Origin of the sequence: Streptomyces sp. NPDC048277 (assembly GCF_040652235.1) — a bacterium.
Classification (GTDB): Bacteria; Actinomycetota; Actinomycetes; order Streptomycetales; family Streptomycetaceae; genus Streptomyces.
In genome coordinates this window covers 182,032-207,153 of the sequence record NZ_JBEZLQ010000014.1, presented here as the reverse complement: position 1 = coordinate 207,153, position 25,122 = coordinate 182,032, and the positions used below count along the sequence as shown (strand labels likewise).

Sequence of the window (25,122 nt, the reverse complement as noted above, 5' to 3'; positions counted from 1 at the left end):
CCCCCCATACTCGAAAGGTGACCGACAGCAAGCCGCAGCCCTACGACGCGATCGTGCTGGCAGGCGGCGCCGCAAGGCGACTGGGCGGAGTGGACAAACCATCCGTCAGAGTCGGCGGCCGCCCCCTCCTGGACCGCGTCCTCGCGGCCTGCGCCGGCGCACAGCGAACCGTCGTCGTAGCCGCCCCCCGCCCCACCTCCCGCCCGGTCCACTGGACCCGCGAGGACCCCCCGGGCGGCGGCCCGGTCGCCGCCCTCGACGCCGGCCTGCGCCACACCACCGCCGACTGCGCGGTCGTACTCTCCGGGGACCTCCCGTTCCTCGAAGAGGCAACGGTGGCGCGCCTGTTGTCGGCCCTGCACACGACCGGCACGGACGCCGCGCTGCTCACCGACGCCGACGGCCGGGACCAACCCCTCGTCGCGGCCTACCGCACCGCACCGCTGCGCCACGCACTGTCGGCCCTCGCCGAAGGCGACCGCGGCCTTGCCGGCCTCCCCCTGCGGCGCCTGACCGCCGCTCTCGACCTCACCCGCGTCCCGGACCCCCTCGCGTCCTTCGACTGCGACACCTGGGACGACATCGCCGACGCCAGGGCACGCATCAGGGAGCATGGACACGTGTTGGATGAATGGATCTCCGCAGTCAAGGACGAGCTGGGCATCGACCTGGACGTCGACACCGGCGTCCTGCTCGACCTGGCCCGGGACGCCGCGCACGGCGTGGCCCGTCCGGCCGCCCCGCTGACCACCTTCCTCGTCGGCTACGCGGCCGCACAGGGCAAGGGCGGCCCCGAGGCGGTCGCGGAGGCGGCCCGCAAGGCGGTCGCGCTGGCCCTGCGCTGGGAGGAAGAGGCGGCCGGGAAGCCGGGCTCCGACAGTCCCGACCCCGGGCCCGGCCGGTGACCGCCCCCGGAATCCGGGCCGGCGCCACCGCCGCGGACACCGACGACGATCTCGACGTCGAGGAGGCGCTCGCCCTCGTGAGAGAGCCCAGAGAGCCCAGAGAGCCCAGGGAGCCCGCAGAGCCCCGCGCGGACGCCGCCCCAGGCGACCCGTCGGCCCATCGCCACCGCGCCACCTCCTGGCCCCGGGCCCGCGAGATCGCCGCCCGAGCCGCCCGCTCGGGTGTCCGCCGAGCTCCCGTCTCCGTGCCACTGGCCGACGCCCTCGGCCTGACCCTCGCCGCCCCGCTGGACGCGCTCACCGACCTGCCCTCCTTCGACACCTCGGCGATGGACGGCTGGGCGGTCGCGGGCCCCGGCCCCTGGGAGGTGCGCGAGCGGGGTGTGCTGGCCGGGCACGCACAGCCCGAGCCGCTCACCGACGGCGAGGCGGTCCGGATCGCCACCGGCGCCCGTATCCCGGCGGACACCACCGCCGTACTCCGCAGCGAGCATGGGCGCCTCGACACCCAGGGCCGACTGCACCCCACCCGTGCGACGGCCCACGGCCAGGACATCCGCCCGCGCGGCCAGGAGTGCCGTACCGGCGACCAGTTGCTGCCCGTCGGCACCCTGGTCACCCCGGCCGTCCTCGGCCTCGCCGCGGCGGCCGGGTACGACACCCTCACCGCCGTCCCCCGGCCCCGCGCCGAAGTCCTGGTCCTGGGCGACGAGTTGCTCACCGAAGGACTCCCGCGCGAAGGGCTCATCCGCGACGCGCTCGGCCCGATGCTGCCGCCCTGGCTGCGCGCCCTCGGCGCCGAGGTGACCGCCGTACGCCGGCTCGGCGACGACGCCAAGGCGCTGTACAAGGCGATCACCTCGGCGACCGCCGATCTCGTCGTCACCACGGGCGGCACCGCCTCCGGCCCGGTCGACCACGTCCACCCCACCCTGGAACGCATCGGCGCCGAACTCCTCGTCGACGGCGTCAAGGTGCGCCCCGGTCACCCCATGCTGCTGGCCCGCACCAAGCAGAACCAGCACCTCGTCGGCCTCCCCGGCAACCCCCTCGCCGCCGTCTCCGGCCTGCTCACCCTCGCCGAACCCCTGCTGCGCACCCTCGCCGCGCACCCGGCCCCGGAGCCGTACGCACTGCCGCTGGCGGAGACGACGCACGGGCATCCGTACGACACCCGGCTCATCCCCGTCGTCCTGCGCGGCGACCGGGCGATCCCGCTGCACTACAACGGCCCGGCGATGCTGCGGGGGATCGCCGCCGCCGACGCGCTCGCGGTCGTACCGCCGGGCGGGGCGCAGCGGGGTGAGGAGACGGAACTCCTCGACCTGCCGTGGGCGGCGGCGGGCATCGGGGTGTGTTTCACGTGAAACTTCCGGGCCATGACGCCATCGCCCGCCAGGCGGACGAGCATCTGGTGACCCAGCGGGTGAAACTCCCGACGAAAGTGGTGGAGCGACCGATCCGCCAGGTCGCCAAACGGCTGGCCATGGCCCTGCTGGTGCTGGTCGCCACCGCGTTGATCGTCTACGCCGACCGTGACGGCTACAACGACACCTCCGACCGCTCCATCGATCTCCTCGACGCCTTCTACTACGCGACCGTCACCCTCTCCACCACCGGTTACGGCGACATCACCCCGGTCAGTGACGGCGCCCGGCTCACCAACATCTTCGTCATCACGCCCCTGCGCGTGCTGTTCCTGATCATCCTGGTCGGCACCACGCTCGAGGTCCTCACCGAACGCACCCGGGAGGAATGGCGCCTGAACCGCTGGAGGTCCGCGTTGCGCGATCACACCGTCGTCGTCGGGTTCGGGACGAAGGGGCGGTCGGCGATACAGACCGTCTGTGCGACCGGACTGAAGAAAGAGCAGGTCGTGGTGGTCGACCCCAGCTCCAGGGTGATCGACGCGGCCACCGCCGACGGGTACGCGGGCGTCATGGGCGATGCGACACGCAGCGATGTGCTCAGGCGGGCCGAGGTGCAGCGGGCGCGGCAGATCATCATCGCGACCCAGCGCGATGACACCGCCGTCCTGGTCACCCTGACGGCCCGCCAGCTCAACAAGGCCGCGAAGATCGTGGCCGCGGTCCGTGAGGAGGAGAACGCGCCGCTGCTCAAGCAGTCCGGTGCCGACGCCGTCATCACCAGTGCCAGCGCGGCCGGACGGCTCCTGGGCCTGTCCGTGCTCAGCCCCGCCGCCGGCATGGTCATAGAGGACCTGATCCAGCAGGGCAGCGGCCTCGACCTCGTCGAACGCCCGGTGGTCAAGGCCGAGGTCGGCAAGACGCCCCGTGAGACGGCCGACCTGGTGGTGAGCGTCCTGCGCGGACACCGGGTGCTCGGGTACGACGATCCGGCGGTCGGGACCATCCAGTCGACGGACCGGCTGATCACCATCGTGCGGGCGTCGCCGGGCAACCACATCGCCCCGGACATCCGGCCGCTGCCCCGCGCCTGACCGGGGGACCGCCCGCGTCACCGCCGGGCCCTGCCCCGGACCGCGGCGGGTCGGAGAGTAGCGTCGGCCCCATGCATGCGATCACGATTCCCGAACCTGGTGGGCCCGAGGCGCTGGTGTGGGACGAGGTCCCCGATCCCGTGCCCGGCGAGGGCGAGGTGCTGGTCGAGGTGGTGGCCAGCGCCGTCAACCGCGCCGACATCATGCAACGGCAGGGCTTCTACGACCCGCCGCCGGGCGCGTCCGCGTATCCCGGTCTGGAGTGCTCCGGGCGGATCGCCGCGCTCGGCCCCGGTGTCTCCGGCTGGTCGGTCGGCGACGAGGTGTGCGCGCTGCTCGCGGGTGGCGGCTATGCCCAGAAGGTCGCCGTCCCGGCCGGGCAGCTGCTGCCGGTGCCCGAGGGCGTGGCCCTCAAGCAGGCCGCCGCGCTGCCCGAGGTGGTGTGCACGGTCTGGTCGAACGTCTTCATGATCTCCCATCTGCGCCCGGGCGAGACGCTGCTCGTGCACGGCGGCTCCAGCGGCATCGGCACCATGGCGATCCAGCTGGGCAAGGCCATCGGCGCCAAGGTCGCGGTCACCGCCGGGACGAAGGAGAAGCTGGACTTCTGCGCCGGGATCGGCGCGGACATCCTCGTCAACTACCGCGAGCAGGACTTCGTCGCCGAGGTGAAACAGGCGACCGACGGTGCGGGCGCCGATGTCATCCTCGACAACATGGGCGCCAAGTACCTGGACCGGAACGTGCAGGCCCTCGCCGTCAACGGGCGGCTCGCGATCATCGGCATGCAGGGCGGGGTCAAGGGCGAGTTGAACATCGGCGCGCTGCTCGGCAAGCGGGCCGCGATCAGCGCGACCTCGCTGCGCGCCCGTCCGCTCGCCGAGAAGGCGGCCATCGTCGCGGCGGTGCGGGAACATGTGTGGCCGCTGATCGCGGGCGGCCATGTCCGTCCGGTCGTCGACCGGGAGCTGCCGATGGCGGAGGCGGCACAGGCACAGCGGGCGGTGGAGGCGAGCGAACACATCGGCAAGGTCCTCCTCGTCGCCCCTTAGCTCCGCCGCACCGGCAGACCGGCGTCCTTCAGCTCCGCCGTACCCGCAGGCCGACGAAGGCGAGGCCGAGGCCGAGGCCGATCAGCACCAGGCCGCTGCCCAGCGGAAGGATGTGCAGCACCGGCTCGCTGGTGTCGTCCTGGCTGTGGGCGACGGCCTGGTGGGCGGTCGGTATCTGCTGGGGCGCGGTGGGCGGCACCGCCCCGGCCTCCCGGGACGGCCGGGGCGGCTGCGCGGAGGCGGCGGCCGGGCTCTCGTCGTCGGTGTCCTCCGGCTCCGTCGCCGTCTCCTCGTCCTGGTCGTCCCCGTCCTGCCCCTCGACCTTCACCTCGGGCCCCTGGGGCCGTCCCGGCCGCGCCCGGCCCTCACCGGCCAGGGTTCCGGCCCGGGACGGCTCGGGGGTGACCGAGGCGCTCGAAGAGTCCGAGGGCAGGGGCTCGGGGTCGTACGCGACGGCTGTGCCGGACGGCAGCAGGACCGTCGCGAGGACGAGCAGCAGACGGACGAGCCCGAAACGCACACCGCCTGGAGTGAGTCGCAGCCTTGGAGTCACGTCGGTGACCTCCCGGAGCACAGTCGTCGAAGCCGGCGCATACCAGCCTCACATTCCATGGAAAAACCGGCATTTCTGATTCGACCGATGGGGTTACTGCCCGTCCGGGGCGGATCGAAAAGGTGGATCAGTCCCTATGGGGGGCACCACGGTGGTGAGGTGTACGGGTGCGAGAGAATGGCGGCATGGAGATGCCGAGGAACGAACGGTCGCCCGAGAATCCGCAGATCCTGGTCGTGGGCCAGGACGGGATGGCGCTCGGTGGCGGCAACGGGGACGAGGACTCCCGCGAGATCCCGGTGACGGAGATGGTGGAACAGCCCGCCAAGGTCATGCGGATCGGCAGCATGATCAAGCAGCTGCTGGAGGAGGTGCGCGCGGCTCCCCTCGACGAGGCCAGCCGGGTCCGGCTCAAGGAGATCCACGCCAGCTCCGTGAAGGAGCTGGAGGACGGTCTGGCGCCGGAGCTGGTGGAGGAGCTGGAGCGGCTCTCACTGCCCTTCACCGAGAACAGCACGCCGTCCGACGCGGAACTGCGGATCGCGCAGGCCCAGTTGGTGGGCTGGCTGGAGGGGCTCTTCCACGGGATCCAGACGACCCTGTTCGCCCAGCAGATGGCCGCCCGCGCCCAGCTGGAGCAGATGCGGCGCGCGCTGCCGCCGGGCGTCGGCCACGAGGGCGACGAGCACGGTCCGGCCGGCCGCTCCGGCGGGCCATACCTCTAGATCTCCCGGATCTCCCCGATACGGAGCTCCCCGATACGGCGAAGGGCCCGGCGTACGACCGCCGGGCCCTCACTCATGTCTGCCGCGCCTCAGCCGGTCGCCGGGTTGCCCGTCGACACCTTGAGCTCGATGGTCGGTACGTCCTTCGGGTCGACGTCCGTGCCGGAGGACGGGAACTGGTCCATGACCGTGCCGTCGCCGTACGTGTTCTCGTCCACGGGGGTGATCTTCAGGGTCCACCCGGCGGCCTGGAAGCACTGCTTGACCGACTTGACGTACTTGAACTTGAAGTTCGGGACCTGGATCTTGCTCGGGTCGTCGTACGACTCCTGCGGCTCGGTGCACTCGGTCTTCTCGATGGTTTTCGAGGTGTCCGGCCCGCGGTAGCCCGACGCGTGCGAGGCCGAGGTGCTCGCGGTGCTGCTGCCGCTGCCACCGGTGGTGTTGTCGCCACCGCTGTTGTTCAGCGCCATTGCGACGATCAGGCCGATCACCGCGACCAGTGACACCGCGATCGAGCCGATGACGACCGGCCGGCTGCCCTTTCCGCCGGCACCGGCGGAAGGCGCTGAGGGCGTGATGTCGTACGGCGGCGGGGTCGGTGCCTGCTGGGCGTAGGCGTAGCCGGGCGGAGTCTGGTAGCCCGCCTGCTGCGGATAGCCGTACGTCGGAGCGGTGGCCGGGGCCGGGGTGCCGTACGGGTTCGCCACCGGCTGGTAGGGCGTCTGGACCGGGCCGGGAGGCGCCGGGGCCGCCTGGCCGACCGGCGGGAACACCGCGGAGCCCACTCCGGAGCCGCTCTGCGTCTGCGGGACGCCCGGGACGATGCTGGGCGCGGCCGGCTGCAGGGAGGCGGCCACCCGCAGGCACTCGTCGCGCATGGACTCGGCGGTCGGGAAGCGCTCGTTCGGGTTCTTCTTCAGGGCGCGGGCGACCAGTGCGTCCACCGCCGGGGGAAGGGAACGGTTGATCGAGGAGGGGGCGACCGGCTGTTCCTGGACATGCGCGTAGGCGATCGCCAGCGGCGAGTCCGCGTCGAACGGCAGCCGCCCGCTGACCAGCTGGAACAGCATGATGCCGACCGAGTAGAGGTCGGAGCGGGCGTCCACGCCGCGGCCCAGCGCCTGCTCGGGGGAGAGGTACTGCGGGGTGCCGACGACCATGCCGGTCTGGGTCATCGAGGTGACCCCGGACTGCATGGCACGGGCGATGCCGAAGTCCATCACCTTGACGACCCCGCGCTTGGTCATCATCACGTTGCCGGGCTTGATGTCGCGGTGGACCAGGCCCATCTCGTGGCTGATCTCCAGCGCGGCCAGCACATCGGCGGTGATCTTCAGCGCCTTGTCGGCGGGCATCGCGCCGTACTGCCGTACGTCCTCCTCCAGCACCGAGCCGAGCGGGCGGCCCTCGACGTACTCCATGACGATGTACGGCATCGTGGAGCCGGACCCCTCGGCGGAGCCGCTGACGGGCAGCGTGTCCTCGCCGGTGTCGAAGACGGAGACGATATTGGTGTGCGTGAGCTTGGCCACTGCCTGGGCCTCGCGGCGGAAGCGCTCGCGGAAGGCCTGTTCCCGGCCGAGTTCGGTGTGCAGGGTCTTGATCGCGACCTGACGGTCCAGGACCGTGTCGTACGCCAGGTGCACGGAGGCCATTCCGCCCTCGCCGAGCAGGTCGCGCAGCTGGTAGCGGCCACCGGCCAGAGCCCGCCCCGCATAACGGCCGTGTGCGCCGTCCTGGCTCATTTTCCCCGTCCCCCGTTGGGTACTCAGGCACCCTTGTTGATCGAATGTCCCATTCCCGGCCAAGTCTGCCCGAGGGCACTGACACGTCAAGCACGGTGCCCGTTCCGTGACCGTACGCGAAGGAAGAGCCGCGGAAGCGTTACAGCGGCTGTACGTCCGGTACACAGAATTTGCACGAGAGCGCGTGGTACGGGTTTCATGGCCGGTCCGTCCACGGGCCGGAACCCGGACCTGGGGGTTGCGCGGAGGCTGTAGCGTGGCCGACGGAGACCGTGACAACACCGCGCGCACCGCGGGCAGAAACGACGGCGAGGACCGATGGCACAGACGCACAGCGCCCAGGGCCCGTCCGACCCCGAGGCGACTGGCGGCGGTATGTCGGACGCGCCGGAGCTCTGGGGCAACGGAGGTCTGGTCGGCGACGGCCGCTACCGGCTGACCCACCGGCTCGGCCGGGGCGGCATGGCCGAGGTGTTCGCGGCCGAGGACATCCGGCTGGGCCGGACCGTGGCCGTCAAGCTGCTGCGCGCCGACCTCGCCGAGGACCCGGTCTCCAAGGCCCGCTTCACGCGCGAGGCACAGTCGGTCGCCGGGCTCAACCACCACGCGATCGTGGCGGTGTACGACTCCGGCGAGGACGTCGTCGGCGGTCAGTCGGTGCCGTACATCGTGATGGAGCTGGTCGAGGGCCACACCATCCGTGACCTGCTGATCAACGCCGAGGCGCCGGGCCCCGAGCAGGCCCTGACGATCGTCTCCGGAGTGCTGGACGCGCTCGCCTACTCGCACCAGCACGGCATCGTGCACCGCGACATCAAGCCGGCCAACGTCATCATCACCCAGACCGGTTCCGTCAAGGTGATGGACTTCGGCATCGCCCGCGCCCTGCACGGCGCGTCCACGACGATGACGCAGACCGGCATGGTCATGGGCACGCCCCAGTACCTCTCCCCGGAGCAGGCCCTCGGCAAGGCCGTCGACCACCGCTCCGACCTCTACGCCACCGGCTGCCTGCTGTACGAACTCCTCGCGCTGCGGCCCCCGTTCATCGGCGAGACCCCGCTCTCGGTGGTCTACCAGCACGTCCAGGACATCCCGGTGCCGCCGTCCCAGAGTTCCGAGGGCGCGGCTCCGCCGGAGCTGGACGGCCTGGTCATGCGCTCGCTCGCCAAGGAGCCCGACGACCGCTTCCAGACCGCCGAGGAGATGCGCGGCCTGGTCCAGTACGGCCTGCAGATGCTGTACGACCAGGGCAGCCACACCGGCACCTGGAACACCGGCCCGGTCACCGTGCACGACGGCCGCCACACCCCGTCGGGCGGTTTCGCCGGGACGACCGTGATGGCGAACCCGATGAACCCCGCCGGGACCACGCAGATCCCGCAGCCGATCCTGCCCCAGGGCTACGGCAACGGCGACGACGGCGGCTTCGAGGGGCACGGCAACCAGGGCAGCGGCCGCGGCAAGCTGTGGATCCTCGCCGTCCTCGCGGTGATCGCCATCGCGGCGGGCGTCGCGCTGGCGCTGAACGGCGGCGGTGGCAACAGCGGCGGCACGGGGTCGAGCGAGTCGCCGACCGTCTCGCAGACCACCAAGGACACGACGCCCAGCGCGAGTCCCTCCGACGAGGCGACCGACACGGCCACGGACACCGGGACCGACACCAGCGGCTCGGACAGCAGCAACAACAACGGTTACACGGCGTCGTCGACCCCGTCGTACACCCACTCGCAGACGCAGAGCAGCGAGCCGAGCAACCAGCCGAGCGACCCGGCGACCTCCTCGGAGCCGACCGACACCCCGAGCTCCCCGGACACGCAGCCCTCGGACACGACGGGTACGGGCGACAGCGCCGGCGGGGACAACGCCGGCACGATCGCCGGCACCGGTGTCGGCGGCGGTTGAAGGACACCCACGCTGACGCCGTAGGCCCGGTCCTCAGGCCGTGAACGCGTCGCACACCGCGTCGTACTCCCTGGTCCACCACACGGCGAGCGCCGAGGCGGCCGGGAACTGGGGGTCCGCGCGGGTGTCGCCGCGCTCGTAGTGCCAGCGCAGCATCCAGAAGTCGTTGAGCCGCTCCCACCACACGCGGTGCACGGCGGCCGCGAGCTCCGAGGGCGTGGCCCCGGCCGCGCGCCGGTACGCGCGCGCGTACGCCCGCACCTTCCGCAGGTCGAGCGCCCCCGCCGGGCGGACGAAGAAGATCGCGGCGGCGCGTACGGCCTCCTCCGCGCGGGGCTGCACACCGAGCCGGTCCCAGTCCACGATCGCGGCGGGCGCGTCGTCCTTGTAGAGCAGGTTGAACGGGTGGAAGTCGCCGTGCACCCAGCCCACCGAGCCACCGCGCGGGGGGCGCCGCCGGGCGTGCTGCTCCAGGAGCGCGCGGCGCTCCAGCAGCCGGTGGCGGGCGAGTTCGTCGAAGGCGTCGGCGGGGCGGTGGCGACGCACGTGCCCGAGCAGGGCGTCGATGAGGGCGAAGGTGTCGGAGGGATCGGCGCTTTCGACGGGATGGGGGCTCGTGGCCGGGCGGGTGCGCCCCTTGGGTGGCATCACGCGCTCCAGGCAGGCGTGCACGGCGCCCAGGAGCGCGCCGAGCCGCGCGCACTCCCCGCGCGTGAGCTGTCCGCCGTGCCGGTGCCGGCCGTCGATCCAGGGGTGCAGCGCATAGGCGTGGCCGCCGACGACGGCGACCGTACGGCCGTCGCGCTGGGCCAGCGGCGGGGCGACCGGGACGCCGAGGGCGGCCAGGCGCTCGGTGGCCCGATGACGGCGCTCGATGGCGGCGGGGTCGGCGGTGTCCGGATCGAAGTGGTGCTTGAGGAAGTAGCGGCCGCGGGTCGTGCAGAGGCGGTAGCCGCGGTTGAGCAGACCCTGTTCGACGGGCTCGCAGGCGAGCGCGGAACCGGCGGCGTACAGCCGGAGCAGGGCGCCCAGAGGGGGCGTGTGAGGCACAAGGGGTGGTAAACATGGGCGCGGCACGCGCCAGATGCTAGGGCACGCTCCGTGCCTGTGAGCTGCGGGTTGTCGCAGGCAGTCGCCGATGGTCACTTTCGGTCATCGGGTGGACCGCGGCGAACGCGGGTACGAAAGATGTGGCTCTGTACGTGTCAGCGGCCCGCACGCGCCCAGTGGTGAAGTCTTCCCGTGGCCTGGTCCGGCGGGATAACGTGCCGTTGCTCCGGCCTCCTGCAAGGCTCTGACCAGCAACCTTCGGACCCGCGTCGACTTACTAGGAAACCCAAGCAAAAAGTACTTGGATTTCCAAGCAAAAACGCAGGTCAGAAGGGGTTTCACAGAAATGTGGGGCACTGGGTAACGTGCATGTTGCAGGGCGCTCGCCGGGGCACCTGTCACGCCTGTTCCCGGCCGAGTGGCACACACCCCGTGCCACGGGTGTCGGAAACAGGTGAGCCGCACTGGTTCACCCGGCAACCCCGGGGGCCGGACCGACGGAGGAGCACACGTGAGCGTGGACAGCAGTGCCGCGGGCAAGCCGCGACGCAGCGCCGCAGGCAAGGCCGGTACCACCGGCAGCAAGACCGGCACCAAGCGCACCACTCGCACCACCACCCGCACCACCACTCGCACCACTACGAAGCAGAGCACCGATCCCGAACTCGTACAGCTGCTGACCCCCGAGGGCAAGCGGGTCAAGAACGCCGAGTACGACCAGTACGTCGCCGGGATCACCCCCGACGAGCTGCGCGGCCTGTACCGCGACATGGTGCTCACCCGCCGCTTCGACGCCGAGGCCACCGCCCTGCAGCGGCAGGGCGAACTGGGCCTGTGGGCGTCCCTGCTCGGCCAGGAGGCCGCCCAGATCGGCTCCGGGCGCGCCACCCGCGAGGACGACTACGTCTTCCCGACCTACCGCGAGCACGGCGTCGCCTGGTGCCGCGGGGTCGACCCGACCAACCTGCTGGGCATGTTCCGCGGCGTCAACCACGGCGGCTGGGACCCCAACAGCAACAACTTCCACCTCTACACGATCGTCATCGGCTCCCAGACGCTGCACGCCACCGGCTACGCGATGGGCGTCGCCAAGGACGGCGCCGACTCGGCGGTCGTCGCCTACTTCGGCGACGGCGCCTCCAGCCAGGGCGACGTCGCCGAATCGTTCACGTTCTCCGCGGTCTACAACGCCCCCGTGGTGTTCTTCTGCCAGAACAACCAGTGGGCGATCTCCGAGCCGACCGAGAAGCAGACCCGCGTCCCGCTCTACCAGCGCGCCCAGGGCTACGGCTTCCCCGGCGTCCGCGTCGACGGCAACGACGTGCTGGCCTGCCTCGCGGTCACCAAGTGGGCGCTGGAGCGCGCCCGCAGCGGCGAGGGCCCGACGCTCGTCGAGGCGTACACCTACCGGATGGGCGCCCACACCACCTCCGACGACCCGACCAAGTACCGGGCCGACGAGGAGCGCGAGGCCTGGGAGGCGAAGGACCCGATCCTGCGCCTCCGCCGGTACCTGGAGGCCTCAAACCACACGGACGACGGATTCTTCGCGGAACTAGAGGCCGAGTCCGAGGCGTTGGGCAGGCGAGTGCGCGAAGCGGTCCGGGCCATGCCGGACCCGGACGACTTCGCCATCTTCGAGAACGTGTACGCGGACGGGCACGCGCTCGTCGACGAGGAGCGAGCCCAGTTCGCCGCCTACCAGGCGACGTTCGCGGACGTAGAGGGGGCCTGATCATGGCGGAGAAGATGGCTCTGGCCAAGGCGATCAACGAGTCGCTGCGCCGCGCCCTGGAGGCGGACCCCAAGGTCCTGATCATGGGCGAGGACGTCGGCAAGCTCGGCGGTGTCTTCCGTGTCACCGACGGCCTCCAGAAGGACTTCGGCGAGAGCCGCGTCATCGACACCCCGCTCGCCGAGTCCGGCATCGTCGGCACCGCGATCGGCCTCGCCCTGCGCGGCTACCGCCCGGTGGTGGAGATCCAGTTCGACGGCTTCGTCTTCCCGGCGTACGACCAGATCGTCACCCAGCTCGCGAAGATGCACGCCCGCTCGCTCGGCAAGGTCAAGATGCCGGTCGTCGTCCGCATCCCCTACGGCGGCGGCATCGGCGCGGTCGAGCACCACTCCGAGTCCCCGGAGACGCTCTTCGCGCACGTGGCCGGCCTGAAGGTCGTCACCCCCTCCAACGCCTCCGACGCGTACTGGATGATGCAGCAGGCCATCCAGAGCGACGACCCGGTGATCTTCTTCGAGCCCAAGCGCCGCTACTGGGACAAGGGCGAGGTCAACACCGAGTCCATTCCCGGCCCGCTGCACAAGGCACGCGTGGTCCGCGAGGGCACCGACCTCACCCTGGTCGCCTACGGCCCGATGGTGAAGCTCTGCCTGGAGGCCGCCGACGCGGCCGCCGAGGAGGGCAAGTCCCTGGAGGTCCTGGACCTGCGCTCGGTCAGCCCGCTCGACTTCGACTCCGTCCAGGCGTCGGTAGAGAAGACCCGCCGCCTGGTCGTGGTCCACGAGGCGCCGGTGTTCCTCGGCTCGGGCGCGGAGATCGCCGCCCGCATCACCGAGCGCTGCTTCTACCACCTGGAGGCCCCGGTGCTCCGGGTGGGCGGCTACCACGCGCCCTACCCGCCGGCCCGTCTGGAGGAGGAGTACCTTCCGGGCCTGGACCGGGTGCTCGACACCGTCGACCGTGCCCTGGCGTACTGAGGAGAGGGTCGTGACGACGATGACGGAAGCGTCCGTACGCGAGTTCAAGATGCCCGACGTCGGCGAGGGACTCACCGAGGCCGAGATCCTCAAGTGGTACGTCCAGCCCGGCGACACGGTCACCGACGGCCAGGTGGTGTGCGAGGTAGAGACGGCGAAGGCGGCCGTCGAGCTCCCCATCCCCTACGACGGCGTCGTCCGCGAACTCCGCTTCGCCGAGGGCACCACGGTGGACGTGGGCACGGCGATCATCGCGGTGGACGTGACGGGCGGGGCGGCGGCTCCGGGGGAGGAGCCCGCGCTCGCGTCCGCTCCGGAGCCGGCGCCGGAGAAGAAGCCGGAGGGCCGCCAGCCGGTCCTCGTCGGCTACGGCGTGGCCGCCTCCTCCACCAAGCGCCGCCCGCGCAAGGGCCCGGAGGTGACGGTCGCCGAGGCGGTCGTCCAGGCGTCGATCCAGACCGAGCTGAACGGCCATGCCCCCGTACCCGCTCCCGCCCCGGCTGTGGAACGCCTTCGTCCGCTGGCCAAGCCGCCGGTGCGCAAGCTGGCGAAGGACCTGGGCGTCGACCTCACCACGGTGACCCCGTCGGGCCCGGACGGCATCATCACGCGCGAGGACGTGCACGCGGCGGTGGCGCTGCCGGAACCGGTGCCGGCGGCCGTACCCGCGGCCGTACCGGTGGCCCCTTCGGCTCCCGCGGCCCCTGCCGCCTCGTACGACGCCGTCCGCGAGACGCGCATGCCCATCAAGGGCGTCCGCAAGGCGACGGCGGCGGCGATGGTCGGCTCGGCGTTCACCGCACCCCACGTCACCGAGTTCGTGACGGTGGACGTGACCCGCACGATGAAGCTGGTGGAGGAGCTGAAGCAGGACAAGGACCTGCAGGGCCTCCGGGTGAACCCCCTGCTCCTCATCGCCAAGGCCCTGCTGGTCGCCATCAGGCGCAACCCGGACATCAACGCGTCCTGGGACGAGGCCAACCAGGAGATCGTGCTCAAGCACTACGTCAACCTGGGCATCGCCGCGGCCACCCCGCGCGGCCTGATCGTCCCGAACATCAAGGACGCCCACGAGAAGACCCTGCCGCAGCTGGCGGAGTCCCTCGGCGAGCTGGTGTCGACGGCGAGGGAGGGCAAGACGTCCCCCGCCGCCATGCAGGGCGGCACGGTGACCATCACCAACGTCGGTGTCTTCGGCATCGACACGGGCACGCCGATCCTCAACCCGGGTGAGGCGGCGATCCTCGCGGTAGGAGCGATCAAGCTCCAGCCCTGGGTCCACAAGGGCAAGGTGAAGCCGCGTCAGGTGACCACGCTGGCCCTGTCCTTCGACCACCGCCTGGTGGACGGCGAGCTGGGCTCGAAGGTACTGGCGGACATCGCGGCGGTTCTGGAACAGCCGAAGCGGTTGATCACCTGGGGCTGAGGGCAGCTAAGTTAGGGAGTGGGCGGCCGCAACTTGGTTTTGCGACCGCCCACTTTCTTTCCTTCACCTCCCTCAGGGCTGGTTGAGCACGTAGACCGGCGCCCCGTCCTCCGTCCCGCCCTGCGAGCGAATACAGGCGTGCTTGCGCAGCAGCCGGAGGCACTCGTTGACGCGGTGCACCGTCAGACCGGTGCGGGCGGCGATCGATTCGAGCGGCTCGCGCAGCTCACCTCGGTCGACGAGGACGGGGGCGATGACGACGGCCACCAGCCAGACGTCCTCCGTCACGGACAACCGTCGTCGCCAGTCTGCGAGCACGGATTCGGTGGTCGCAGGTGCCACGGGCGGGCCGTAGGGCGTACGACGTTCGAGGACGAGGGCGTCGAGCCGGTCGGCGATCCGTTCCATCGCGCGGACCATCGCTTGTTGCACGGCGAGGGTGGCCTTCTGCAACTCGATCATCTCGCGTTGCCCGTTCGCCAGTTGCTCGTCCAGCTGGAGGTTGTGCGCCTCAAGCCTGACGATGGCCTCGGCGACCTGCTCCGGCATGGCGTAGGCGATCGGCGCACCCGGTTCGAGCGGCTGTACCTCGGCCTCTTCGAGAGTGTAGGAACCCTCTCGCTGCACGGTCTCGATGACTTCGGCCGCCCACTGTTTGAAGGGGGCGCAGGCCGGTTTCGTACAGCCGTTGACGAGGATGATGAGACCCTGGAGATCGATGAGATTCATGTCTCGGCGCCACTCCCGACCTGCGGGAATGCTGAGAGCGTAACCTCCAGTTACGCTCTCGAGAATCTCTCGGTGCTCCGTCGGGACATGGTCGGCGAGAGCCTTCCGGGCGTTGGCGTACCCGAGTTCCTTGCACACATCCACCGCCGGGAACCAGTGCGTTCCGTCCGGCATCGTGAGTCGTCGTACCCGACTCCCGGTCGCCGCGTACACGAAGTCGCTGACGTCGATGGCCTCGTGGCGGCCGGCGGGTTTCGCTTGCTTGTTGGGTTCGTTCATGGGAACCACCTCCGCTGCGGAACCTAGGGCGGAGAAAATCGAATATGCCAGTCAAATACCTCGATGTTCATGAATGCGAGGGAAGAACTCGCGTTCTGCTGCGTGGGGTTGTTCGGGTATGGCAAAGGCCCGCCGCGGACAACCGTGCGGCGGGCCTTTGTCGGCTTGGTGCGGGGTGGCTCAGATCGTCGAGAAGCCGTAGTTCAGGAGCTTCGTGGCGTCCGACGCGCGCTGGGTGATCGAGGAGGAGGCGAGGACGGTGCCGATGACCGTCTTGCCGTTGCGGGTCGCGGCGAAGACCAGGCAGTACTTGGCCTCGGGGCCGGAGCCGGTCTTGATGCCGATCGCACCGCTGTAGCTGGAGAGCAGCGTGTTGGTGTTGGTCCAGGCCGCCATGGTGCGGGTGGAACCGGTCTTGGTGATCGTCTTCGCCGTGTAGCTCTTGGTCTTGACGACCGTGCGGAACGTGGCGTTCTTCATCGCGCTGCTGGCGATTTTCGTCAGGTCGCGCGGCGTCGAGTAGTTGTTGCCGTTGCCGATGCCGTCGAAGGAGTCGAAGTGGGTGTGCGTCAGACCCAGGCTCTTCGCGGCGGTGTTCATCTTGGCGACGAAGTTGGCGACCCGCTTGGCGCGGGTGGTGCCCGAGCCGTACGTGTCCGCGAGCGCGTAGGCGGCGTCGCAGCCGGAGGGCAGCATCAGCCCGTAGAGCAGCTGGCGGACGGTGACCTTGTCGCCGACGATCAGGTGGGCCTGGGAGGCGTTGTTGGCGACGATGTAGTCGCTGTACGCCTTCTGGATCGTGACCTTCTTGTCAAGGTTCAGGTTGGACTGCGCGAGCACGACCTTGGCGGTCATGATCTTCGTGGTGGAGCCGGTGGACAGCTCGGTGTCCGCCTTCTTCGTGTACAGCGTCTTGGCGTTCGCGTTGTTCATGACGTAGCCACCCTTGGCCACGATCGAGGGCGCGGTGACGGCCTGTGCGGGAGCCGCGGTGAGGGCCCCGGTCGCGAGCATTGCGCCGGACGTGACGGCGACGGCGACGGCCTTGCGGAGGCGGCGGGTGCCCTTAATGCCGGTAATCAACTGAAATACCCCGAGTCGAGTCGTAATGCCCCTGTGATGCGGCCGAGTTGGGGGTGCCAAAGCGGGTGGGGCCGCACGTGTGTGACACGTAAGTAGCACAGATGGTTGTGCGGTTGCTGGGTGCGATCTACGTCACGTCCGCATGGTGGACGCCCAAGTCGCTTGTGTACGTGTTGTATCTATGCTGTGGGCATGAGCCTGGCCGTCAAGCAGCCCCCCGCCGCCGACCGTGTCTACTCCCATGTCAAACAAGGCGTCCTGGACCGTCATTACGAGGGCGGCACGCTCCTCACCGAGGGCGAGCTGGCCGAGGCCGTGGGGGTCTCCCGCACCCCCGTGCGCGAGGCGCTGCTGCGCCTCGAGGTCGAGGGCCTGATCAAGCTCTACCCGAAGAAGGGCGCGATGGTGCTGCCCGTCTCCGCGCAGGAGATCGCGGACGTGGTGGAGACCCGGATGCTGGTCGAGGAGCACGCGGTCCGCAAGGCCGTACCCGCGTCGGCGGCGCTCGTGGCCCGGCTCCAGGAACTCCTCGACCGGCAGAAGGCCGAGGCCGCCGCCGGCGACCTGGCCGCCGCGGCCGTCACGGACCGCTGCTTCCACGCCGAGATCGTCCGCGACGGCGGCAACGGGATCCTCTCCCGCCTCTACGACCAACTGCGCGACCGACAGCTCCGCATGGGCGTCGCGATCATGCACGCGCACCCCGACCGCATCGCCAAGTCGCTGACCGAGCACGAGGAGATCCTGGACGCGCTGCGCGCCGGGGACGCCGACCGCGCGGTCGAGCTGGTGCACCGGCACGTCGACTGGTTCTCGCACCTGGCGCGGGGTGAGGTCCGATGAACCGCGCCGCCACGGGCCTGCCCGGTGATCCTCCGGGCGGCCGCCGGGCCGTCGCGGTCTGGTGCATAGGCGTCTCGGTCTACTTCGTCGCCGTCATCTTCCGTACGTCCCTGGGCGTCGCCGGACTCGACGCGGCGGAACGCTTCCATGTGGGCGCCTCCGCCCTCTCCACCTTCTCCATCCTCCAACTGCTCGTCTACGCGGGCATGCAGATACCCGTCGGCCTGCTGGTCGACCGGCTCGGCACGAAGAGGGTGCTGAGCATCGGCGCGGTGCTGTTCACCGCCGGACAAGTGGGCTTCGCCTTCTCCCCCTCGTACGGCACCGCGCTCGCCTCGCGCGCGCTGCTCGGCTGCGGGGACGCGATGACGTTCATCAGCGTGCTGCGGCTCGGCACCCGCTGGTTCCCGGTGCGGCGCGGACCGCTCATCGCACAACTCGCCGGTCTGGTCGGCATGGCGGGCAACCTCGTCTCCACGCTGGTCCTGGCCCGGCTGCTGCACGGCATCGGCTGGACCCCGGCGTTCGCGGGCAGCGCGCTGGCCGGTGCGGTCGTACTGGTCCTCGTGTTCCTGTTCCTGAAGGACCACCCCGAGGGGTACGAGCCCGAGCCCTTCCCGCACCAGGGAGCGGCGTACGTGCGGAAGCAGATCGCCGCGTCCTGGCGGGAGCCGGGGACGCGGCTGGGTCTGTGGGTGCACTTCACCACCCAGTTCCCGGCGATGGTGTTCCTGCTGCTGTGGGGGCTGCCGTTCCTTGTCCAGGCGCAGGGGCTGTCCCGCGCCACGGCCGGTGAACTGCTGACCCTGGTCGTCCTCTCCAACATGGTGATCGGACTGGTCTACGGCCAGATCGTCGCCCGGCACCACACGGCCCGGCTGCCGCTGGCGCTGGGCACGGTCGGGGCGACCGCCGTGGTGTGGGCGGTGACGCTGGTCTACCCGGGCGAACACGCGCCGATGTGGCTGCTGGTGGTGCTGTGCGCGGTGCTGGGGGCCTGTGGGCCGGCCTCGATGCTCGGCTTCGACTTCGCGCGGCCCGCGAACCCGCCCGAGCGGCAGGGGACGGCGTCCGGGATCACCAACATGGGTGGTTTCGTGGCCTCGATGACGACGTTGTTCGTGGTCGGTGTGCTGCTGGACGCGACCGATGACAACTACTCGGTGGCGTTCTCGTGCGTGTTCGTGCTGCAGGCGCTGGGGGTGAGCCAGATTCTGCGGTTGCGGGGGCGGGCGGCTCGGCGGGAGCGGGAGCGGTTGGTGGCGAGCCGGGTGGAGACGGTGCACGTGCCTGCGTAGTTCGTTCTCCCAGCCGCGCACCGCCCGTTTCCAGTCGGCAGAGAGGCTGGGCGACCTGTGGGGGTGATCGCCGTCGGCGGCTTTCCGCGCGTGCGGCGCGATTGGTCGGCCGCCGGGCGGCGATCGGGCAGTCGGCGGTGCGGCGATCAGGCAGTCGCTGGTGCGAGTGGGGCAGTCACCGTTTCGTCGGTACGAGGGTCAGGTAGGCCAGGCCCAGTACGCCTCGGTATGTCAGCCAGGCCGCGCGGTGGGTGTCGAGGCGTTCGCGGGTTTCCGGTGCCAGGGGGTGGTCGGGGTGGGCCGCCAGCCATACCTCCGTGTCCGCCTGGTACGCCGACTCGAACTCCTCCCACTCGTCCGGGCTCGCCGTCTCGGTCCACTCCGGGCGGAAGCCGGCGGACACCGCGAGGTCGGTCAGGGCCGCCAGGTCGTGATGGTCGGTGACCGAGGCGCCCGGCCACATCCGGGAGAGCTCGGCCTCCGTCGGGGTGCGCTGCCAGAAGCCCTCCCCCAGCAGGACCCGCCCGCCGTCGGCCACCAGCCGCCGCAGCTCCCGCAGGGCCGTCCAAGGATCGTCGCCCAGCGCCTGACTGGCGCCGAGGCACAGCACCACGTCGGCCGGGCCGCGCCCGGTGCCCACCGCCGACTCCTGCGCGAACTCCACCCGGCCGGCCAGTCCCCGCGCCTTGGCGGCGCCTCGCCCCCGTGCCAGATCGTCCGCGTTCAGGTCCACTCCGACCCCGCTCGCCCCCGGTACGGCGTCCAGCAGCCGGAGCATCAGCTCGCCCCAGCCGCAGCCGATGTCGAGCACGCTTGCCGGACGGGTCGCGGCGAGGCGCCGTACCATCCCCGTCGCGCGGGCCTCGGAGAGCGGGCCGTGGAAGGTGAGGCGGGTGAGACGGGGCGGGAGACCGGCGTCGTACGGCACGGTGTCAGCTGTCATGGCGGGCACGGTAGATCTCCGCGGCCGCCGGGGGACACCGAATTAGCGGCGCCCGCCGTTACTGCGTGACCGCGAAGTTCCGCAGGATCGACGCCGTCAGTTCCGGGTCGCCCTCCGCCTTCACCCGGTCCGCGACCGCGTCCGGGGTCGTGCGGCCGCAGGCCAGGCGGACGTAGGTCTCCCAGTCGAGGGTGAAGATGGCGGCGGGGCCGAGGGCGGGGGTGGCCTCCAGGGTGCCGCGGCCCTGGATGTCGATACGGATGGTGCGCAGGAACTCGACCGGCCCGTGCACATCGAAGATGACGGCCGAACTGCGCGGCGCGTTGGAGTCGTCGGCGACCACCCGGGGCAGCTCGCCGAGCAGCACGTCCCGGGCGACCTGCGCGCCCGGCGAGTCGAGGTTGCCGGGCCGCCCGAGCGCCGCCCGCAGGTCCTGCTCGTGCACCCACACGTCGAACGCGCGGTTGCGCATGGCCTGCTCGAGCGTGATCTCCTTGCCCATCGGCCCGCGTACGACGTGCCCCGGCTCCCGCGACTCGTTACGGAGCTGGCGGTTGCGGCGGATGATCGTGTACTCCAGCTCGGAGGTCATCTCGGGCGCGGTGTGGTGACGGCGGGCGTCGACCTGCATCTCCATGTAGCGCTGGTGCTCGTTGGTGATGTGGAAGAGGTCGCGCGGCAGGGTGTGGATGGGACGCGGGTCGCCGAGCATCTCGCAGTCAAGGCCGATCACATGGGAGACCACATCCCGCACCGACCAGCCCGGGCACGGGGTGCGCCGGTTCCACTCGCCTTCCACAAGGGGCGTCACCAGCTCGGATATCGCATCGATCGAGTGGGTCCAGGCGTCGGCGTAGGGCTGGAGGGTGGGATGCAGACTCACGGAACGGGACCCCTCGGCGGTCGGTACTCGGGCAGGTTGTGGCGGCGCTGCCAGCGGGAGGTGGCTGCTGTCGGCGGGTGTCTTGAGACGCTAAGTTACGCTGCTGTGAGGCACCCCGGCAGTGCTTTCGTGTGACGATCGTAGGCCCGTGTGAACGGGTCGAATGCCAGGACGGTGGTAGTGTGCGCGCCTCGCTCCTTCAAATCGATGTAAACCAGGGCGAATCGATCGAATCTCGTCGGCGGCGTGTGACCGGATTGGTGCGCGAGCAGGCCGGTGCCGATCTCGTCGTACTGCCCGAGCTGTGGACCACCGGTGCGTTCGCCTACGAGGAGTTCGCCACGGAGGCCGAGCCGCTCGAGGGCCCGACGTACGAGGCGATGGCGAAGGCGGCGAGTGACGCGGGCGTCTGGCTGCACGCCGGCTCGATCCCCGAGCGGGACCCCGAAGGTCCCCTCTACAACACGGCTCTCATCTTCTCCCCCTCCGGTGAGCTGGCCGCGGCCTACCGCAAGATCCACCGCTTCGGCTTCGACAAGGGTGAGGCGGTGCTGATGGGCGCCGGGCACGAACTCGTGACCGTCCGGCTCCCCGGAACCACGCTGGGCGTGGCCACCTGCTACGACCTCCGCTTCCCCGAACTCTTCCGCGGACTCGTCGACGCCGGGGCCGAGACACTGGTGCTCTCGGCGGGCTGGCCCGAGCGGCGACGCGCGCACTGGACGCTGCTGGCCCAGGCGCGGGCGGTCGAGAACCAGGCGTTCGTGCTCGCGTGTGGAACGGCCGGGACGCACGCCGGAGTTCCGCAGGCGGGTCACTCGATCGTGGTGGATCCCTGGGGCGAGGTGCTGGCCGAGGCGGGCGCCGGCGAGGAGATCCTCACCGTCGACTTCGACCCGGCCAAGGTCGCCGTCACCCGCGAACAGTTCCCCGCCCTCAAGGACCGCCTGCTCGGCCTGGAGCTCCCGCGCCGCTGAGACCGGCACCGGGGTGCCGACCGCTGAGCGGTCAGTCCTCCTCCCGCTCCCTCTGTGCCAGATGGATCACGCACACCGCGACCGCGACGAGCAGAGCCGGGTCCGCGTCGTCGCGCACGATGTCGACACCGTAGGTGTCCCGGAGGGTCAGCCGGCGGCGGGAGATCACCGCGAGGAGTTCGCCGTCGTACTCGATGGCGAACTCGTGGTCGAGGATCTTGCCGCTGACGTCCAGTTCGGTGCCGTCGGCCAGACGCACCCGGTAGTGATGGCGCAGCAGGGAGAGCCGCTTGCGCCTGATGGTCGCCAGGCCCTCGCCGTCCCGCTCGATCACCATGGTGTCGCGCAGCGCGAACATCTTCTGATGGATGTCGATCAGCACGCGCCCGTGGGCGTCCTTCAGCTGAAAGGTGTCGCGCAGCCGCAGGGCCTTGCCGTCGACGAGGAAGACCTTGCGGCCGTGCTCGTCCTCGATCCAGTAGTCGTCACCGATACCGAGCAGCCGGTCGTGTACGAGGAGTCTCATGCCGGTACGGTTCCCCGTCGGGCGCCGGACATCACGGTCCCGCCGGCCCGAAACCCCTCCCATGCGCGGCCGGGCCCATGCCGAGACATGGCCGGACTCCGGATTCCATCGGCCGAAAGGATGTCTCGCAGGTGAACTTCGCGCAATTCGCGTGAAAGCCGACAACCGGTGGCGGGGTCTCCGAGTCGAAGCGTGCGGAAGTCGTCAGCAGCGATCCTCGTGTTTCTCCCGGAGGCCAACCGCATGACCCGTATACCCCCTGTCGGTGCCGCCGTCGCCGCCCTTGCCCTCGGTGCGGCCCTGGCCGCACCGCTCGCCCTGGCCGGCACCGCCGCCGCGGCCACGTCCTCCGCCACCGCCGCGGTCAACCAGTACGACTGGCAGCTCACCTACAACGCGGCCGCAGGTCAGACCAACAAGGCCGCCATCACCGCGTCGCTCGCCAAGGATAAAACGGGCATCATCTATGTGATCGACGACGTCGTCCCGATCAGTGCGGGCCACGACTGCAGCTACCCTGTCAGCTCGGACCGGACCAAGGTCTCCTGCGCGGTCACCTTCGTGGACAGCGAGGACCCCTACGCCGCCCTGATCGCGAACCTCGGCGACGGGAACGACACCCTCACCTACAAGAACGCCACCGACCAGGTCTACTTTTACGCCGAGATCTCGCTCGGCGCGGGCAACGACAAGGCCACCGACTCCGGCCGCCTCGACGGCGCCTACGTATCGGGCGACGCGGGCAACGACACGATCACCGTCGGCGCGGAGGGCCTGGCCTGGGGCGGCGACGGCAACGACACGATCAACGCCGGCGGCGGCGACAACATCGTCCAGGGCGGCAACGGCGACGACACGCTGCACGGCGGCAACGGGACCCAGTACCTGTCCGGCGACGCCGGCAAGGACACGATCACCGGCGGCACCGGCGCCGACATCCTGTACGGCGGCTCGGGCAACGACGTGCTGTACGGCAACAGCGGCAACGACAAACTGTATGGCAACAGCGGCAACGACAAGCTGTACGGCGGTGCCGGCAACGACACCCTGTCCGGCGGCCCCGGCACGGATGTGGTCCGCCAGAGCTGACAACCGCTTGTCCACAGGCGCCTGTGCACTTGTCCACAGGCGCCCGAACGGCTGTCGGAGTCAGGTGGCACCCTTGAGGCCATGACCCACTCCGCGCCCCGCCGTGCCCGAGTCCGTGCCCCCGAGCTGATCGGCAAGGGCGGCTGGCTGAACACGGGCGACAAGCAGTACACCCTCGCGGACCTGCGAGGACGCATCGTGGTCCTCGATTTCTGGACCTTCTGCTGCATCAACTGCCTGCACGTCCTGGACGAGTTGCGGGAGCTGGAGGAGCGGCACCGGGACACCGTGGTGATCATCGGGGTGCACTCGCCGAAGTTCGTGCACGAGGCGGAGCACCAGGCGGTCGTCGACGCCGTGGAGCGGTACGGCGTGGAGCACCCGGTGCTCGACGACCCGGAGCTCGCCACCTGGAAGCAGTACGCGGTGCGGGCCTGGCCGACGCTGGTCGTGATCGACCCCGAGGGGTATGTCGTCGCCCAGCACGCCGGGGAGGGGCACGCGCACGCGATCGCGCGGCTGGTCGAGGAGCTGGAGGCGGAGCACGAGGCGAAGGGCACCCTGCGCCGCGGCGACGGTCCGTACGTGCCGCCGGAGCCCGAGCCGACCGCCCTGCGCTTCCCCGGCAAGGCCCTGCTGCTCCCCTCCGGGACCTTCCTGGTCAGCGACACCACCCGGCACCAGCTGGTGGAGCTGGCGGAGGACGCGGAGACGGTCGTACGGCGGATCGGCTCCGGTGCGCGCGGCTTCACGGACGGTACGGCGACCGACGCCTCCTTCAGCGAGCCGCAGGGGCTCGCGTTGCTGGACGACGGCTCGGTGGTCGTCGCCGACACCGTCAACCACGCGCTACGGCACCTGGACCTGGCCACCGGCGAGGTCACCACCCTCGCCGGCACCGGCCGCCAGTGGTGGCAGGGCTCCCCGACCTCCGGCCCGGCCCGTGAGATCGACCTGTCCTCCCCCTGGGACGTGGCCGTCTTCGGCGGCAAGGTGTGGATCGCGATGGCGGGCGTGCATCAGCTGTGGGCGTACGACCCGGAGCACGAGACGGTCGCGGTCGCCGCCGGTACCACCAACGAGGGGCTGGTCGACGGCCCGGCGGCCGAGGCCTGGTTCGCGCAGCCCTCCGGTCTCGCGGCCACGCCCGAACGCCTCTGGCTCGCCGACTCGGAGACGAGCGCCCTGCGCTGGGTCGACCTGGAGGGACACGTCCACACCGCCGTGGGCACCGGCCTCTTCGACTTCGGCCACCGGGACGGCGCGGCCGAACAGGCCCTGCTGCAGCATCCGCTGGGCGTCACCGCGCTCCCCGACGGCTCGGTCGCGGTGTCCGACACCTACAACCACGTGCTGCGCCGCTACGACCCGGCGACCGGCGAAGTCACCACACTGGCCACGGACCTGAGAGAGCCGAGCGATGCGGTGCTGGTCGGCGAGGACATCGTGGTGGTCGAGTCGGCCCGCCACCGCCTGACCCGGCTGCGGCTGCCGGAGGAGGCGGTCCGGGTGGAGTCGGTGGCCCACCGCACCCGGCGGGCGGCGACCGAGGTGGCCCCCGGCCGCCTCCGCCTGGACGTGATCTTCCAGGCCCCGGCGGGTCAGAAACTGGACACGCGGTACGGCCCGTCGACCCGTCTGCTGGTGTCCTCGACCCCGCCGGAGCTGCTGCTCAAGGGCGAGGGCGCGGACACGGACCTGACGAGGGAGCTGGACCTGAACCCGGCGGTGACCGAAGGCGTCCTGCACGTCTCGGCGATGGCCGCGAGCTGCGACGACGACCCGGATGGGGGCACCTCCCGGTCGAAGACTGGGGGAGAGTACCCGGCCTGCCATGTGCACCAGCAGGACTGGGGAGTTCCGGTTCGCCTGACAGCGGATGGGGCGGACCGGCTTCCGCTGGTCCTGGCCGGAATGGATCAGGACGCCTGA

The 25,122-nt window shown here is 70.8% G+C and carries 22 protein-coding genes; 14 read left to right on the top strand and 8 right to left on the bottom strand.

Annotated features, from left to right (window positions below; translation table 11 throughout):
- The first annotated feature begins 17 nt into the window (after nucleotides 1-17).
- The 4 genes from AB0D85_RS29115 (at nucleotide 18) to AB0D85_RS29100 (ending at nucleotide 4,418) form a co-directional block, all read left to right on the top strand.
- Complete coding sequence (locus AB0D85_RS29115; RefSeq protein WP_362326397.1) at nucleotides 18-905, top strand: NTP transferase domain-containing protein; 888 nt, start codon at nucleotides 18-20, stop codon at nucleotides 903-905.
- Entirely contained in the window at nucleotides 902-2,272 is a 1,371-nt protein-coding gene (locus AB0D85_RS29110) for a molybdopterin molybdotransferase MoeA (protein WP_362326394.1), read from the top strand. Before AB0D85_RS29115 ends, AB0D85_RS29110 begins: the two co-directional genes overlap by 4 nt.
- The gene (locus tag AB0D85_RS29105; protein WP_362326391.1) at nucleotides 2,269-3,366 is read left to right on the top strand and encodes a potassium channel family protein; all 1,098 of its coding nucleotides are present in this window, start codon (nucleotides 2,269-2,271) and stop codon (nucleotides 3,364-3,366) included. Before AB0D85_RS29110 ends, AB0D85_RS29105 begins: the two co-directional genes overlap by 4 nt.
- Nucleotides 3,367-3,437: 71 nt before the next feature.
- Nucleotides 3,438-4,418, top strand: coding sequence for an NAD(P)H-quinone oxidoreductase (locus tag AB0D85_RS29100; protein ID WP_362326388.1), 981 nt, complete (start codon nucleotides 3,438-3,440; stop codon nucleotides 4,416-4,418).
- A 28-nt stretch (nucleotides 4,419-4,446) separates the two neighbouring features.
- Here AB0D85_RS29100 and AB0D85_RS29095 read toward each other — a convergent pair whose 3' ends face one another.
- Nucleotides 4,447-4,938, bottom strand: coding sequence for a hypothetical protein (locus AB0D85_RS29095; RefSeq protein ID WP_362326385.1), 492 nt, complete (start codon nucleotides 4,936-4,938; stop codon nucleotides 4,447-4,449).
- Nucleotides 4,939-5,156: 218 nt separating this feature from the next.
- Here AB0D85_RS29095 and AB0D85_RS29090 point away from each other — a divergent pair, with 218 nt between their 5' ends.
- Nucleotides 5,157-5,696, top strand: coding sequence for a bacterial proteasome activator family protein (locus AB0D85_RS29090; protein ID WP_123975662.1), 540 nt, complete (start codon nucleotides 5,157-5,159; stop codon nucleotides 5,694-5,696).
- Nucleotides 5,697-5,785: 89 nt separating this feature from the next.
- On the opposite strand, the gene AB0D85_RS29085 is transcribed toward AB0D85_RS29090, so the two are convergent.
- Nucleotides 5,786-7,444 carry a protein kinase gene (locus tag AB0D85_RS29085; protein WP_362326382.1) on the bottom strand — a complete coding sequence of 553 codons (1,659 nt, stop codon included), beginning with the start codon at nucleotides 7,442-7,444 and terminating at the stop codon, nucleotides 5,786-5,788.
- A 318-nt stretch (nucleotides 7,445-7,762) separates the two neighbouring features.
- Here AB0D85_RS29085 and AB0D85_RS29080 point away from each other — a divergent pair, with 318 nt between their 5' ends.
- On the top strand, nucleotides 7,763-9,349 hold the full coding sequence (locus AB0D85_RS29080) for a protein kinase (RefSeq protein WP_362326379.1): 1,587 nt from the start codon (nucleotides 7,763-7,765) through the stop codon (nucleotides 9,347-9,349).
- A 33-nt stretch (nucleotides 9,350-9,382) separates the two neighbouring features.
- On the opposite strand, the gene AB0D85_RS29075 is transcribed toward AB0D85_RS29080, so the two are convergent.
- On the bottom strand, nucleotides 9,383-10,399 hold the full coding sequence (locus tag AB0D85_RS29075) for a phosphotransferase (RefSeq protein WP_362326376.1): 1,017 nt from the start codon (nucleotides 10,397-10,399) through the stop codon (nucleotides 9,383-9,385).
- Nucleotides 10,400-10,910: 511 nt separating this feature from the next.
- Here AB0D85_RS29075 and pdhA point away from each other — a divergent pair.
- Genes pdhA through AB0D85_RS29060 form a run of 3 tightly spaced genes read left to right on the top strand, consistent with a single transcriptional unit; the run spans nucleotide 10,911 to nucleotide 14,540 of the window.
- Nucleotides 10,911-12,134, top strand: a complete 1,224-nt coding sequence (gene pdhA, locus AB0D85_RS29070) for a pyruvate dehydrogenase (acetyl-transferring) E1 component subunit alpha (protein WP_362326373.1) — start codon at nucleotides 10,911-10,913, stop codon at nucleotides 12,132-12,134.
- 2 nt (nucleotides 12,135-12,136) lie between these two features.
- On the top strand, nucleotides 12,137-13,114 hold the full coding sequence (locus AB0D85_RS29065; RefSeq protein ID WP_362326370.1) for an alpha-ketoacid dehydrogenase subunit beta: 978 nt from the start codon (nucleotides 12,137-12,139) through the stop codon (nucleotides 13,112-13,114).
- Between the two features lie 10 nt (nucleotides 13,115-13,124).
- Nucleotides 13,125-14,540, top strand: a complete 1,416-nt coding sequence (locus tag AB0D85_RS29060) for a dihydrolipoamide acetyltransferase family protein (RefSeq protein ID WP_362326367.1) — start codon at nucleotides 13,125-13,127, stop codon at nucleotides 14,538-14,540.
- A gap of 72 nt (nucleotides 14,541-14,612) precedes the next feature.
- Here the strand turns inward: AB0D85_RS29060 and AB0D85_RS29055 are convergent, their stop codons facing one another.
- A complete protein-coding gene (locus AB0D85_RS29055) occupies nucleotides 14,613-15,548 on the bottom strand; it encodes a Bro-N domain-containing protein (RefSeq protein WP_362326364.1) in 936 nt (311 codons plus the stop codon).
- Nucleotides 15,549-15,728: 180 nt separating this feature from the next.
- A complete protein-coding gene (locus AB0D85_RS29050; RefSeq protein WP_362326361.1) occupies nucleotides 15,729-16,631 on the bottom strand; it encodes a D-alanyl-D-alanine carboxypeptidase in 903 nt (300 codons plus the stop codon).
- 192 nt (nucleotides 16,632-16,823) lie between these two features.
- Between AB0D85_RS29050 and AB0D85_RS29045 the strand changes: the two genes are divergently transcribed.
- Nucleotides 16,824-17,474, top strand: a complete 651-nt coding sequence (locus AB0D85_RS29045) for a GntR family transcriptional regulator (RefSeq protein WP_362326358.1) — start codon at nucleotides 16,824-16,826, stop codon at nucleotides 17,472-17,474.
- Nucleotides 17,471-18,772, top strand: coding sequence for an MFS transporter (locus AB0D85_RS29040; protein ID WP_362326355.1), 1,302 nt, complete (start codon nucleotides 17,471-17,473; stop codon nucleotides 18,770-18,772). The genes AB0D85_RS29045 and AB0D85_RS29040 overlap by 4 nt, the downstream gene beginning before the upstream one ends.
- A gap of 175 nt (nucleotides 18,773-18,947) precedes the next feature.
- Here the strand turns inward: AB0D85_RS29040 and AB0D85_RS29035 are convergent, their stop codons facing one another.
- Together AB0D85_RS29035 and AB0D85_RS29030 are read right to left on the bottom strand one after the other, a co-directional pair.
- Nucleotides 18,948-19,715 carry a class I SAM-dependent methyltransferase gene (locus AB0D85_RS29035; protein WP_362326352.1) on the bottom strand — a complete coding sequence of 256 codons (768 nt, stop codon included), beginning with the start codon at nucleotides 19,713-19,715 and terminating at the stop codon, nucleotides 18,948-18,950.
- A 58-nt stretch (nucleotides 19,716-19,773) separates the two neighbouring features.
- On the bottom strand, nucleotides 19,774-20,598 hold the full coding sequence (locus tag AB0D85_RS29030; RefSeq protein ID WP_362326349.1) for a maleylpyruvate isomerase family mycothiol-dependent enzyme: 825 nt from the start codon (nucleotides 20,596-20,598) through the stop codon (nucleotides 19,774-19,776).
- Nucleotides 20,599-20,780: 182 nt separating this feature from the next.
- Between AB0D85_RS29030 and AB0D85_RS29025 the strand changes: the two genes are divergently transcribed.
- The gene (locus tag AB0D85_RS29025) at nucleotides 20,781-21,575 is read left to right on the top strand and encodes a carbon-nitrogen family hydrolase (RefSeq protein ID WP_362326346.1); all 795 of its coding nucleotides are present in this window, start codon (nucleotides 20,781-20,783) and stop codon (nucleotides 21,573-21,575) included.
- Nucleotides 21,576-21,606: 31 nt separating this feature from the next.
- Here AB0D85_RS29025 and AB0D85_RS29020 read toward each other — a convergent pair whose 3' ends face one another.
- Nucleotides 21,607-22,101, bottom strand: a complete 495-nt coding sequence (locus tag AB0D85_RS29020) for an LURP-one-related family protein (protein WP_362326342.1) — start codon at nucleotides 22,099-22,101, stop codon at nucleotides 21,607-21,609.
- Nucleotides 22,102-22,344: 243 nt separating this feature from the next.
- Here AB0D85_RS29020 and AB0D85_RS29015 point away from each other — a divergent pair, with 243 nt between their 5' ends.
- Entirely contained in the window at nucleotides 22,345-23,190 is an 846-nt protein-coding gene (locus AB0D85_RS29015) for a calcium-binding protein (protein ID WP_362326339.1), read from the top strand.
- An 81-nt stretch (nucleotides 23,191-23,271) separates the two neighbouring features.
- Nucleotides 23,272-25,122 (top strand): thioredoxin-like domain-containing protein, encoded by a 1,851-nt coding sequence (locus AB0D85_RS29010; RefSeq protein ID WP_362326336.1) that lies wholly within the window; start codon nucleotides 23,272-23,274, stop codon nucleotides 25,120-25,122.